The organism is Pedobacter metabolipauper, assembly GCF_004362715.1.
Taxonomy (GTDB): domain Bacteria; phylum Bacteroidota; class Bacteroidia; order Sphingobacteriales; family Sphingobacteriaceae; genus Pedobacter; species Pedobacter metabolipauper.
In genome coordinates this window covers 770,659-783,813 of sequence record NZ_SNYC01000004.1, presented here as the reverse complement: position 1 = coordinate 783,813, position 13,155 = coordinate 770,659, and the positions used below count along the sequence as shown (strand labels likewise).

11 protein-coding genes are annotated in these 13,155 nt (G+C 40.7%); all 11 read right to left on the bottom strand.

The features are described from left to right. Positions 1-9 precede the first annotated feature (9 nt). Positions 10-1,176 (bottom strand): glycosyltransferase family 4 protein, encoded by a 1,167-nt coding sequence (locus tag ATK78_RS10095; RefSeq protein ID WP_133575962.1) that lies wholly within the window; start codon positions 1,174-1,176, stop codon positions 10-12. A 184-nt stretch (positions 1,177-1,360) separates the two neighbouring features. After that, entirely contained in the window at positions 1,361-2,179 is an 819-nt protein-coding gene (locus ATK78_RS10090) for a glycosyltransferase family 2 protein (protein WP_133575961.1), read from the bottom strand. 4 nt (positions 2,180-2,183) lie between these two features. Then, positions 2,184-3,230: a glycosyltransferase family 4 protein gene (locus ATK78_RS10085; protein ID WP_133575960.1), complete on the bottom strand. Its 1,047-nt coding sequence runs from the start codon at positions 3,228-3,230 to the stop codon at positions 2,184-2,186. After that, positions 3,227-4,288 (bottom strand): EpsG family protein, encoded by a 1,062-nt coding sequence (locus ATK78_RS10080; RefSeq protein ID WP_133575959.1) that lies wholly within the window; start codon positions 4,286-4,288, stop codon positions 3,227-3,229. The genes ATK78_RS10085 and ATK78_RS10080 overlap by 4 nt, the downstream gene beginning before the upstream one ends. Then, complete coding sequence (locus ATK78_RS10075) at positions 4,285-5,418, bottom strand: glycosyltransferase family 4 protein (protein WP_133575958.1); 1,134 nt, start codon at positions 5,416-5,418, stop codon at positions 4,285-4,287. The genes ATK78_RS10080 and ATK78_RS10075 overlap by 4 nt, the downstream gene beginning before the upstream one ends. Before the next feature lies 1 nt (position 5,419). Next, the gene (locus tag ATK78_RS10070) at positions 5,420-5,917 is read right to left on the bottom strand and encodes an acyltransferase (RefSeq protein ID WP_394346941.1); all 498 of its coding nucleotides are present in this window, start codon (positions 5,915-5,917) and stop codon (positions 5,420-5,422) included. Positions 5,918-5,993: 76 nt separating this feature from the next. Further along, complete coding sequence (locus ATK78_RS10065) at positions 5,994-6,893, bottom strand: glycosyltransferase family 2 protein (RefSeq protein ID WP_133575956.1); 900 nt, start codon at positions 6,891-6,893, stop codon at positions 5,994-5,996. Continuing rightward, positions 6,890-7,996, bottom strand: a complete 1,107-nt coding sequence (locus ATK78_RS10060) for a glycosyltransferase family 4 protein (RefSeq protein WP_133575955.1) — start codon at positions 7,994-7,996, stop codon at positions 6,890-6,892. Before ATK78_RS10060 ends, ATK78_RS10065 begins: the two co-directional genes overlap by 4 nt. Beyond that, complete coding sequence (locus ATK78_RS10055; RefSeq protein WP_166664855.1) at positions 7,993-9,459, bottom strand: lipid II flippase MurJ; 1,467 nt, start codon at positions 9,457-9,459, stop codon at positions 7,993-7,995. The genes ATK78_RS10060 and ATK78_RS10055 overlap by 4 nt, the downstream gene beginning before the upstream one ends. 46 nt (positions 9,460-9,505) lie before the next feature. Further along, positions 9,506-10,564: a GumC domain-containing protein gene (locus tag ATK78_RS10050; protein WP_133575953.1), complete on the bottom strand. Its 1,059-nt coding sequence runs from the start codon at positions 10,562-10,564 to the stop codon at positions 9,506-9,508. Between the two features lie 7 nt (positions 10,565-10,571). Then, complete coding sequence (locus ATK78_RS10045; protein WP_133575952.1) at positions 10,572-13,136, bottom strand: SLBB domain-containing protein; 2,565 nt, start codon at positions 13,134-13,136, stop codon at positions 10,572-10,574. Between the last annotated feature and the right edge of the window lie 19 nt (positions 13,137-13,155).

The following is a 13,155-nucleotide window of genomic DNA, read 5'->3' as shown; positions in this document are numbered from 1 at the left end:
GTGTTCCTATTAATTTTCTGTGATCTTATTGAGCACTTCCTGCGCAAAACGTTCTTTATTGAATGCAGGCTCTATATGTTCTTTATTAAGTACAGGTAATGTTGGTATGGTTTCTCTGGATAGCAACGATTTCTTATACCTATCAATATGAAGGGATAATAAACCATTCATGGTTAACACCGTCAATGCCATTAAACTGATCAGCTGTGTTCCATCCATATCCTGGAGCGATAAGGCCATGATAATGAACATCACGTTTACTACTGACAATACCAATGTGGCCTGGATATGACTCATGCCTAAAAACAGCAACCGATGGTGCAGGTGATTGCTATCTGCCTTAAATGGTGAGGTCTTTCTGATGATCCTTAATGTAAATACCCTTAGCGTATCAAATATTGGAATGATGAGCACAGAAAATATCAGTGCAATTCCATTAGGGATATGTATGGCACTTACCTTAACATCGTGTAATGAACTTACTTCTATAAATTTAATACTCAATACTGCTGCTACAAAGCCCAATAAAAGTGAGCCTGAATCACCCATAAAGATCTTTGCGGGTGTAAAGTTAAAGAACAGAAACCCTATTAATGCACCTGTTAATGCAATGGATAAGTAAGACCAGCCCAGTTCGCCTGCATTGTAGAACAATACCGCATAAAATAAGCTAAAAATGATCCCCAGAGAACCTGCAAGGCCATCTATACCATCAATAAGATTAAAAGCGTTTACTACTCCAACAATAAATATAGCCGTTAGCGAAATACTTGCGTAATAAGGCATATCGTAGATTCCAAGAATACCATGAAGATCTGAGATCCTGATGTTGGCAACCATAGCAATGATCAATGCGGATAAAAACTGTGCAGCAAACTTCATCCCGGGATTTACGCCGATCAGATCGTCCTTTAAACCAATCATAAACAGGATAAGGCCACCAGCCATTAAGATATTTGCTTCAGGAAGTAAATGTGCAGGAATAAAAAGAGAGCAGGAGAACAGAAAACCGGTAAATATGGCAATGCCTCCAAAATTGGGAACAATTCTTTTATGAACTTTTCTGCTCTCTGAAGGATCGTCAAATAACCGCTTGCGGAATGATACCGTTATAATGGACGGAATAGCGAACAACACCACCAACAGGCTGATAAGAAAGATAAATATAAAGGGCATGTAGAATTATTTAATCATATTTCCGTGTTAAAGCAAGAATAAAGCCAAAACTACAAATTTTTAACTGCATGTTATTCATAGTTCACCGGATTATGTTTAAATACCCATTAACAACTAATTTAAAATGTTATTTTGATTTAAAGCGGTAAAAACAGGGTAGTTAACTGTTTAAAATTTAAGACATTTATTTCCTTTTAATTTTTTCCAGCACCTTTTTATTAAATGCAGTTCTTTCTGAATCAATTAACCAGCCCCATTTATTAAAATATTTAATGGCCGACCGGATGTGAATCTTTAGCAGGGTTCCGTTCTTATAGGATTCCTGTGCATGTCCGTGGATAATGGATACCCCCGGATAAAATACGGTTCTGGATACTTTGTGGATGCGCCGGGTAAGGTCGTAATCTTCCAGGTACATAAAATAACGCGGATCGAAGATCCCTGATTTTTTTAATACTTCTGTTCGAATGAACATGAAACAGCCTGACAGGCTTGGGGTATCCAGGATTTGTGTATAGCTAAAGTTATGCAGTTCATATTCTTCATTTTTCCTTTTTGCCAATGCTGAATTTCCGATGAAGCGCCGGCCAATCAGGTTTAGCGGTGTTGGCAGCAATTTACAAAGACGCTGAATACTGCCATCTTCATAATACACCTTTGGCATCAGGCTCCCGATACTTTTATTTTCTTCCATGAATGCATAGATCTTTTCAAGCGTACCTTCCTGAAAGTTAATATCCGGATTCATCACCAAATGGTAAGGGATTTCTTCGGATAAACTTTTTTTAATGGCTATATTGTGTGCTGCACCGTACCCAATATTTGCGTTGTTAAAGGTATATTGGATGCGTTCATCTGCCGCGAGGTATTTCAATACATCTGTTTTTGAGTTATCAATCAGATAGAGCCGAAGGTTAATCTTTGCATTTAATACAGACCGGATGGTTTTCTCTACCTCCCTATCGTTTTCATATAATACAATGGATATACTTAACACGTCCATACGATTAGTTTGTGGATTGATAAAGCTGAATGTAATGTGCTGCCATTCCAGCTACATTATATTCTTTAAGATAACGTGCATATGCATTTTGTTCCAGGGCAGCTTTATTTGCTAACCCATAGGTACAGGCTGCCTGCAGGGAAGCGGTGCTGTCCAAATGAAAAAAAGAAACCTCGGTATCCCTGAAGATCTCCTTAAAGACCGGGATGTCACTGCAGACAGCAGCCGTTTTTAATGCTGCTGCTTCCAATAAAGCCAGGGGCATTCCTTCTGAACGGGATGGGATCAGGAAAAGATCAAATAGCGGAATGTACCTGAACCCCTGTGGCCTTCGCCCCAGCATGAGGAGGCGGTTGGCTACGCCATAATCTTCTGCTAATTTTTCGAGGTTTTGGCGTTCTATTCCATCCCCAACAACGAGGAATGCATATGCTGGATTATCCCTTAATACCAGGAGCACCTGCTCAAGACCTTTTCTTTTGTCAACTATGGATACCGTGCCCAATAAGGTATAGCCGGACCTGAATTTAAGGATCGTATCCAAATCGCTTTGCGGAACTGCTTCATAGCTTTCCGGCACATTACGGCCATTGTTAATGATTGCCAGCTTGTCTGTCAATCCTATTTTATTATAGTTATCTTTTGCTACCTGGCTCAAAACGACTATGGTATCCATCTTTTTCCAGGCCCTCTTCCAAATATAGGGTGCTACAACTCCCTTTAAGAAACCATATGCGGATCTCAGATCCCGGAAGATGTCGGTATGGACGGTCGTAATCAATCTTGTACCCGGGCCTATTGCAGACCTATGAAATGCACAGTATACATCTGGCCTGAACAGGTGGGAATGGATGATATCATAATGATTAAAGCTGATCTTTTTAAAGAAAGAAATCCTTTCAACCGGGCATGGGAAATGTAACTCCGTCTCCTTATCAAAATAATAAACCTTACAGGAATGGCCATTTTTAAGGAGTTCTTCTATAAGATCCTTAGCCACCAAAATGGGTCCATGGTTTAATAATGATGGTAGTATGAATGCAATGTTCATTTTAAAAATATATAGCTTAGATCTGCGAATGTACTGAACTTGCTTGCAAACATAACGATGCAGTACAACACTACAATTCCCCAGAGCAGGAATTTATTGATCTTTGTAAAAAACAATGCAGGGAGCAAAATATGTTCCACATTTGAAAGATAGGTAGCTACCCTTGCCGCCAGGATTGCAAAATTATTAAACGTGCTCAACCAGAATATACCTATAGCAAGACTTAATAAGTATACCTGAAAATGCGGGACGTGTTCTGCAATGACGTCTTTATAGTAGATCAGAAAGAGGATGAGGATGACATTTTTTAGCAATACGATATTGAGCAGACCCAGGGACGCAAAGTACTCCGGTTCTGCCAGGTACAGCACCAATGCAGGAACGTTAAAAACATTGGTGATCAGGTATTCCAGTAAACTGGCCTTCAATATCAAACCGGCTAGAAATCCTGTAATCACCAGAATTTTAATCACTAAAGGATGTCTGATGCTATATGGATAGGCTACATAAACGAGTATCATGACCAGTACTGCCCCATGGAAGGATGCTGCCAGCAAAATGATGATGATAAATGGCCAGAAACGTCGCTTTTCAACATATGTCAATGCGTATAAGGAAATTGAAGCGGCCAATCCTGCCCTGATCTGCACCATGTCGCGAAGCAGGAATACATGAGAAAAATAGATCAGCAATGCGATTAAAAAGTAGGGGGTATATTTTCTAAAGAAGTTAAGGCTAAGGCCAACACTGCAAAATGCCATAAAAAGAAATACACCGGTAACGCCTATACCCATCGTCTTAAAAATCCGGTTGAGCATCAGGTATCCCGGTTCACCATGAACAAGTGCCGCATCAAAGTCAACAAATAGTTTAGCTACCAGATCATAGATCTCGATATAATTCAGGTAATCCCTGTCGCCATAACGTAAGCCGGCCGTCAGTACCAGGATTAATCCTGAAAAAATTAACAGGAGAACCCTTAGATTTACAGGGCATTTAACCACATCCAGTATGGAAATGACTGTTAAGAACAGAAATATGAAGGTTAGTATGATCATTTATCTGTATAAATTTCTTCTAACTGCTGCTGCAGAATTTTCGGATCATAAAAAGAGTGCCCTTCCTTAACCGTTGTTGCGATTTTCTGATATAGTTCCTGTTCTGTATAGATCTTTAAAATCTGTGAGGCCATTGCTTTTACATCTCCCATTGGAAATAAGAACCCGGTTTTGTCAGGTTTAACGGTTTCTTTAAGTGCACTTATCCCTGAGGCTATTACTGGCAGACCGTAATGGTACGCCAATGAAGTTACCGCGGATTGTGTGGCTGACCGGTAAGGCATTACAAACGCCGCAGCTTTACCAAACAGGTCATTCATTTCATGGTCTGCGATATATCTATTGATAAAAATAATATGGTCTTCATGGAGTGGTTCTCTGTTAAAATAAATATCCCCCTTGCCGGCTATTACCAGTTTTATATTTTTCAATTCGGGAATGCTGACAAAGGCCTGATATAAAAGATCCAATCCCTTATACCATTCAATTTTCCCGAAGAATAAGATATATTGACTGACCGAATCCAGTTCTTTTATCGTTTTTGTTCCGGCGCGGATTGCCGGGGTAATAAGTCCGGGCATTGCGTGCAGGTAAACTTTTTTATTTGGATATCGTTCTTTTAATGCTTCCCATTGGTGTGTGCTATTGGTGACCAGGCGACTAATGGTCTTCATTAGATTTCGATCCTTTCTTATCCTGAAATACCAGTGCTTTAACTTTTGCAGCTTGCTTAATTTCACTTCATGCGGATGAAGGTCATGAACAGTGTAGTATAAGCTGAAGTTCTTAAATTTATGGAGATACCCCCATAGTATCACATCCTGACTGATAAAATGAATTTTTCTAATTCCATTTCTTGTTGCAAATGCCGCTACCTGATTTAGATAGCTGCCGGAAGATAAAATCCTTTTGACCTTATTTGCAGGCAGCTGTAGAAACAGGATCTTATGTGCTGTTGCACTTTGAATACTGTAATCTAAGATCAGCTGTGCTTTTGTACGCTGATCTGATGCGTTAAGGAAGACGCAAACATACAGATCAATCACTTTACTGCTAAAGGCTGCTGAGATTAACCCAATGCTGTAAGATTCTAATCCTGGTGCGGTGCATACATACAATATCTTTTCCATATTAATCGTAAGGGAAAAACCAGGAGGCTGAATAGTTTAATGTCTTACTGCGTTCTCCGATTTTTTTTGCCGGAACCCCGCCAACGATGGAATACGGTTCTACATCTTTGGTGACTATTGCTCCCGCACAAACCACGGCACCTGTTCCGATCGTTACGTTGGGCAGGATCATTGCCCTTGTACCCAGCCAGGCATAATCATGGATTACTATTGGGGCTGACCGGTATCTAAAATCCGGGCTGTTTACTTCGTGATCGCCGGTGATGAGCACGCACTCCGGAGAGATCGATACGTTGTCGCCAATGCTGATCTTGCCACGGCTATCTAAATGGCATTTTCTATTGACGGTTGTATTTTTTCCAATGACTAGTTTTTTATCATAGAAAAAAGCTCCCTTATGGATACTGCTTCCTTTTCCTATTTTAATTCCAAGAATTAGTTTATAATATCCGTGCCTGATCCAATAAGATGGGATATGCGCAATGATGCTGTTGGGCATAAAATGAAACGGCAATTGTTTCAAATGCATGTATACGCTAAATACCAGGTCTCTAAGTATTTTTTTCATGGCCATTTTATGACTGGATATATATTTTAGCCGTTCTAAGATATCCTTTTTTTCCTTTTGCTATAAAAAATATAATTGCTTGCAAGGCGTAAATATACTGAACAAGTTTGGCGCTAAACCACCCATTACATAATTTAAAATACAGTTTTCTGCTGGCTGCATAAATTGCAATCTTCCGGTAATTAAACGGGTCCGGATTCGAATCAGAACCTCCTTCCAGGTGTACAATCTTTGCTTCTGGCAACAATACGGATGAATAACCTGCCTTTTTCATCCGGTATGACAATTCCGTTTCTTCAAAATACAAAAAGAAGCCCGGATTGAATGACCCTATTTCATGGAGAACAGACTTTCTTAGGAAAAGATCTGCACCGCACAGGTAATCGACCGTTTTGATTTTTGAATCCTTGTTGGTTACCCCACTACTCAGGTGTTCATTAAAATAGCGGGGAAATAATTTATAAAAGCCAAGCAGTGCAATTGCTTCTGCCAGGGATGGGAAGTTGCCATAGGCTACTTGTGGGTTACCTTCTGGAGTAAACAGATCTGCGCCGCAACATCCGACCTTTTCATTACCCGGCGCTTCCATGAACTGGTAGAACTGATCTATTGCATCATTGATTAACCAGGTATCCGAGTTGATCAACAGGATGTATTTACCGCTGGCGATTTCTATTCCCGAATTGTTGGCCTTTCCAAAACCCACATTCTCCTGCTGTGCAATGAAGATTAATCCTGGAAAGTCTACAGCGACTTGTTCAATGGTTCGATCCCGGGATGCATTGTCTACTACGATAAGTTCATGGGAGATCTTAGTTAAGGCCTGAACTGAACGGATACAGGCATAGGTCAATGCAGTGGTATTGTAATTGACGATAATGATGGTTACTGCTGGTGAGGTGCTCATTTTACCTGTATTAATTGATCTAATTTACGGCATATTTCAGACCAGTAAAATCGTTCATATCCATAATTTTGTATGGCTTCTGCGAGCCCTTCAAATTTTTGATGCTGCACCGTATCTGTCAACTGTTTTGATAGCGCAATATAGTCATCAATTGGAAATATAGCGCCGTATTTATTCCTGCCAATGATGTCACTGGCTGCGGGCACATCACTGGAGATGATATAGCAGCCAAACTTTAGCGCTTCTAAAAATACCAGTGGAAAACCTTCACTTCTGGATGTGAGCGCAAAGATCTTTGCCGTCTTATAATAGTCTTCAAGTTGTTTCCTGTCCTGTATTGCCCCTGTAAATGTTACCCTGCCTTTTAATCCTGGATTCTCATCAAAATAGGTATTTATAAAGGACTTGAATTCTTCTTCTATAGGCCCTACCACTTGCAATTCCCAAATGGCATTGTTCTCTGCAAAAATCTTAAAGGCCTGACAGAGGATCTCTGTTGCCTTCTGATAGCTGCCAATCCGGCCTACTGTAAGTATTTTATTCTCTTTTTGATCTGATCTGATAGAGTCTCTGGTTCCGCCATCATCAAAGCCATTTGGGATATATATAACTGGCCTGCCCAGGATGTTCCCGGCATTCAGATACTCGAAAAATTCCATGGTTTCTACGGATATCAAATCGATGCGGGAAAGCAGGAACGCCACGAACTTCCCGGTGATGCCTGACATTTTAAACCGATAGATGCTATCTCCTGTATCCAATTTCAAATGAGTCTTACCCTTGCCAAAGCGAAGTAACCGGAATACGTAACACCAGATTAGCTGGGCCCTCATTAAATGATATACCTGCATAACATCATATTTCCGGGCGTTCCATAACAGAAAGATCAGTACATCCAGAAATGGATTGTTAAAGATCTTTTTGATATATACTATTTTTAAACCGTTTACCTCTTTGTTAAGGTAGCTATACTGATCATTTTTATAACATGCCAGCGTTGATGCATAGCCAAACTCCCGATGCAGTATATATGGGACCATACCTACATCTTTAATCAAATGCACATTTTCTGCGGACGGAAATACGGTTAGGAACCTTTTCATTTCTGTGGAACGAGGAACTTATTGTACAATTTAACGAGGATTTCCCGTTCATCCAATTTAAAGGTAAAGAGCATACTTACCAATATCACAGTGAATAGAAAGCCATTAAAAATCAGCGTAACGTATGGTGAACTGAATGATATCACATTTATATTTAACAGGTACATGTTTGCGACTACAGCAATTAAGATCAGCAGGTACTTTAAGGTGGTCCTGCTTAGCAGCCGTTTGCCATAGGGTAGTTTACGGAACATGAGCCAGGCCGAAAGGGCATGGGCAAGGAATAAAGAAAGCGGAAAAATATAGACACCAGCAAACCTGTAAAGGGCCAGATTAACCCCAATCATGATGAGTTGTGCTGTAACTCCGTAAAAGGCGTAGTATTTTCCCTTTTGGGCAGAGATCAGGCTCATACCAATGATCAAATATAGAAAGATGGAAACGGCAGACCAGCTATAAAACATGGTCAGGTTACTGATTTGCAGCAATGCCGCTTCTGAGATCGTACCTTGCTGGTATAATATTGCTATAAAAGCCCCTGGACATGCTGTAAATATTGCAGCAATGGCAGTAACGATTAAAAAGGCAAGCTGGTAGATCTGACGAAACTCAAATACAAAGCCTTCCTGATCTTTTTGGACAAATTTCAAACTGAGAACCGGCAGCAGCATGGTTGTAAAGACGCTGGACAATACCCCCAATAGTATATCAGAAAACTTACGGGAATAATCTATTGCGGAGATAATTCCCGTTCCGAGTGTACTGGCGATTGATTTCTCAATAATCCCTGCAATCTGACCTACAAAATAAGGAAAGAAAAAAGGCAAGGCAAAAAGCAGGAACGGTTTGGTATCGGATAGCTTAATGTGATGTAAATTTTTAACTAAAGCGATCTTTTTAACATACACCTGGAGGATGAGCAAGAGCAGCAGCAGGATCAAGCCTGAATAATAAGAATAGGCCAGCGCTATAATCCCGATTTGAGGAGCCAGAAAAATGATGAGCAGCAGACTAATGATGCTTGATATGAAACCGGCGATTTCGGGAATATAGATCGAATTATAGGCATTTAGAATACTGATAAATATCTGGGTAAGCTGATTGAATAAAAAGCTGGGTGCAACAACACGAATCATAAACAACAGCAAAGTAAGCTTTTGACCTTCATAACCTGGTGCGATGACCGCAGCAATGGTTTCGGGTTTCCACAGGATGAATGCGACCAGGATGATGGTAATGATATTGGTAAATATGAGCAGTGAATTGGTACGCCTAAGTGCTTCATCTTCGCCAAACTCTTCTTTAAAGAAGATAAATTTAGCTCTAAAGGTTTCATTAAATGGCCCCCAAATGGCCAGATCCAAAATAATTATGCAATTTAGGGCAAGTACCCATACGTCCTTTTCAAGAGATACCCCGAAATATTTTGCCGACAGGGATAACGTAAAGATCGTAATCCCCATTTTTAGTATCCGCAGCAAAAACAGTATGAATGCCCTGGACTGCATATTACTGCATAAGCTGTTTGTATACGTATTTTATACTCAGGAATCCGATGATCAGCAGGCCGGCTAATACTCCCCCAATGATTCCGCCTGTTTTTTTGCCTACTGCTTTTTTCTCAAGCGGAAAAACAGGCTCATCAATAACCTGAATTAAAGGGGTTTCTTTCTGCATGCTGATCTTTGCGAGTTCGAGATTTTTCAGCAATTCACCAAGGATCTCTTTATTTGCTTCTGCGTTGTATTGCGCTTTTTGTGCTGAAACACGTAAAATTTGCCGGGTAGGGTTTAGGTTTGGTGTAGCATCCATGGTTGATGCGCTGGAGAATATTGCGCCGTTCATTACGGCTCTTACCGAGTCTGTCTGGCGTTGAAAGATTTTTATATTGTCTTTAGATTTCTTTGTTTTGGTTAAGGTATAAAAGTCATTTACATTTTTTACAATTTCATTATTAAATGCTTTTGCAAACTGTTCATCTGTTGAGGATACCTGTACACTGATGATATTTAACTTTTTATCCAGCTTACTTACTGTCAGGTTGTTCTTGTTAATATTTGCAGAGATTGCAGTAATGATGCTGTCCTGAATCCGGCTTAATGTTTTACTGCCGGCTGAATCAAAAGTAAGACTTTTCATTTCTGGTTTGTCTTCCCAGTTTTTACGCCAGCCCTGCATTTCAATATAACGGTCTATGATCAGTTGATTTTTCCCATTAAAATTTACGGGACTTAGCAGGGTTTTCAGGATCATTGTTCTGGAGCGATAGAGTTCCATGATGTTATCTCCCTGAAATATACCACCAGCACCTCCGCCAAGATCAACGCCAACCATCGATGCCAGGCCTGCATATTGACCCAACCCTCCTCCGGAAGACTCCCCTTCTTCCAGCACAAAGGATGTTGAGGCGATATATTCAGGCTTTTTAGTCCATGCATAGGTGATGCCTATTGCCGCACCAAAAATGATAACCACAGCAATGATCAACCCACTTTTCTTCAGGTCATTTTTCCAATCGCGGATGTAATGGACCATCTCCTTTAGAGAAACCTTTTCTGTAGCTGGCATATTTATTTTATCTAAATAACGACAATACGATAGCAGCGAGTGATGCAATACCGGTAGTTATACCCACTATTGCCTGGGTGGTCATTCCTTCGCGTTCTGCACGTTTAGGTACAAATATCTCTGCTCCTGGTTTTACCTGGGGATAGTTGTTAAAGAACAGGAATTTCTTTGCTGCGGCAACGGATCCATTTGAATACACAATATTGGCTCCTTTTTTATACGCATTATAACTAAAGCCCCCTGCCCCGTCAATATAGTTCCTAAAACTTTTCCCTTTGAGGTATACAATACTATTTGGTTTTAACACCTCTCCTGTAACCCTAACGGTCTGTAATTCTTTAGGTACGCGGATAACATCACCATCCTCTACGATCAAATCCTGTCTTGACAGCGGCTTTTTTAGGATCCGCACCAAATCTATTCCGACGAGGTCACTTCGTAATATTTGAATATCTTGTTCTATGCTTGTGGTATCTTTCGCTCCAGACTGTTTTAAACGGCGCAGGTTCACTAATTTTTCACGCTCTTCCTGGGCTTTCTCTAAACTATCAGCAACTTTTGCAGCCCTGCCACCTGTTCGTTTCAGGGAAGCCCCGTCTGCATAGGCTAAAGGGCTTAACCCACCTGCCCTTACAATGATATCAGAGATCCTTTCATCTTTTTTTGTGATGGTGTAAGTTCCGGGGTAAAGTACTTCTCCTTCTACTTTTATTTGTCTTTGTACCTGGTAGGTCTCTGAGCTGCGAATGGAAACGATATCAAATGGCTTTAATACAAATCCGGATTGCAGGATCCGCAGTTCCTGGTCTACTTTAACCGTGAATACTTCTGCCGTTAATGCAGATGCCGAAGTGGCATCGCTGTTCTTAATCCTTCTGGATATTTCTATCCGGCTTGGGGTTGCCCCTTCTTTGAACCCCCCTGCGATTTGGATTAAAGCTTCCAGGTTCATATTATCTGCGTACTCAAATGTACCAGGATACCGAACCTCGCCCTGAATGGTTACTTTATATTCATCTCTCAGGTCAAAGATCGACGATATTGTAATTTTATCTTCCCGCTGCAGGATGATATCCGGTTCTGTTCCGGCAATAATCTTCGCTACATCAAATGAAAGCATGGCCGGACTGTTATCTGCATTTAACCTGGAAATGTATGCTCTATTCAAGAATGCATCTTCGGTAAGCCCCTCTGCTTTTGTAATTAGCTGTTTTAAGGTAAGCCCTTTATCGAGTTCATACTGACCGGGACGAAATACGGCACCGGTGATTTCAACGCGATTCTCAAAACGGTCAAGGATTGGCTCTATCACATATTTATCACCGTTTGCCGGTGTAAATTTTGAATAATCTGCAGCGAATACATCGGTGATCTTACGCTCTTTCCCGGTATTCTGCAACACCTTTACCTGCGCTGAATACGCGCTGTTGGTAAATCCTCCGGCAAACCTGACGAGGTCTGAAAAATTTTCTGTGCTCAGGACTTCAAACAATGCAGGTCTTTTGACTTCACCGCTCATTTCTACCCTGGATTCGTATACGGGAACATTGATCACATCCTGATCGCGCAGACCAATATTATTTTTCTGAATGCCATTTAACAGAAAATCGTAGATATCTAATGTAGAGACTATTTTGTTATTACGGATAACCTGGATCTTACGGTATGATCCATTTTTATTGGGGCCACCGGATTCATCCATCACATTGAATACGGTGTATAAGGATGGTACGGTATAGGTTCCTGGTTTTACAACCTCTCCAACAACGATGATCTTAATGCTCCTGATATTACCAAGGGTTACTGATAGATCATTCCTGCCGTTTTTTAGTCCGGGATAGGTACGCGACATGATATTTTTGATCTTTGCTGTCGCATTTTCTATGGTTAAACCACTTACGGCGATCAGACCTACATATTCTACCCTGATGTTTCCGTCCGGACTAACTTTAGCCTTGTATTCTCCTTCATTATCTCCGGTCAGATCAATCAGCAATTCATCATCCGGACCTATCACATAGCTTTTTGGAGTTGCCATCCGAAAATTGGGTTCGAAGGTCATATTTTCTTTTTTGAAGAGATCTTCTCCAAATATTTTTGGTTTGATCCCTTCAAAGATTCTTTCAATTTCTTTCTTCTTTTCTTCCTCGAGTGCTTTTTTATCCGGATCCAGGTTTTGATTATTTGTTCTCCTGGTTGTATCCTGCTGCTGGTCCCTTCCGGTATATCCCCTGCTTCGGTCCTGCTCTACGGCTGTTGTACGGGTATTTTGGCTGGCACTCCCGGTTTTACTGTTGTCCTTTGAGGTACCATCCTGCTTACGGATCTTTTCTACCCGTTGTCTCAATTTCAATACTTCCGCTGCTTTCATACCCTGAGCTGCGGCCAACTGCTCTAACTGCGCATCACTATAACCAATAGACTCTGCACGATCCATCATTTGCCTGATCTGGGCATCTGTCAGATCATCTACTTTTGCATCTGCATAATTGGTATTCTGTGCGTATGCAGTGCCACAGATAATCATACTGATCAGGAATGAACAAACAGCAATTATTCTTTTATAATTCATAGGAAAGAAAAGGTATTTC

Coding starts and splice junctions, on each gene's coding strand:
- ATK78_RS10060 (WP_133575955.1), bottom strand. CDS start 7,996: ATGAAAAGGTTCCTAACCGTATTTCCGTCCGCAGAAAATGTGCATTTG.
- ATK78_RS10075 (WP_133575958.1), bottom strand. CDS start 5,418: ATGGAAAAGATATTGTATGTATGCACCGCACCAGGATTAGAATCTTAC.
- ATK78_RS10085 (WP_133575960.1), bottom strand. CDS start 3,230: ATGAACATTGCATTCATACTACCATCATTATTAAACCATGGACCCATT.
- ATK78_RS10095 (WP_133575962.1), bottom strand. CDS start 1,176: ATGCCCTTTATATTTATCTTTCTTATCAGCCTGTTGGTGGTGTTGTTC.
- ATK78_RS10070 (WP_394346941.1), bottom strand. CDS start 5,917: ATGCCCAACAGCATCATTGCGCATATCCCATCTTATTGGATCAGGCAC.
- ATK78_RS10045 (WP_133575952.1), bottom strand. CDS start 13,136: ATGAATTATAAAAGAATAATTGCTGTTTGTTCATTCCTGATCAGTATG.
- ATK78_RS10090 (WP_133575961.1), bottom strand. CDS start 2,179: ATGGACGTGTTAAGTATATCCATTGTATTATATGAAAACGATAGGGAG.
- ATK78_RS10050 (WP_133575953.1), bottom strand. CDS start 10,564: ATGCCAGCTACAGAAAAGGTTTCTCTAAAGGAGATGGTCCATTACATC.
- ATK78_RS10055 (WP_166664855.1), bottom strand. CDS start 9,459: ATGGGGATTACGATCTTTACGTTATCCCTGTCGGCAAAATATTTCGGG.
- ATK78_RS10080 (WP_133575959.1), bottom strand. CDS start 4,288: ATGATCATACTAACCTTCATATTTCTGTTCTTAACAGTCATTTCCATA.
- ATK78_RS10065 (WP_133575956.1), bottom strand. CDS start 6,893: ATGAGCACCTCACCAGCAGTAACCATCATTATCGTCAATTACAATACC.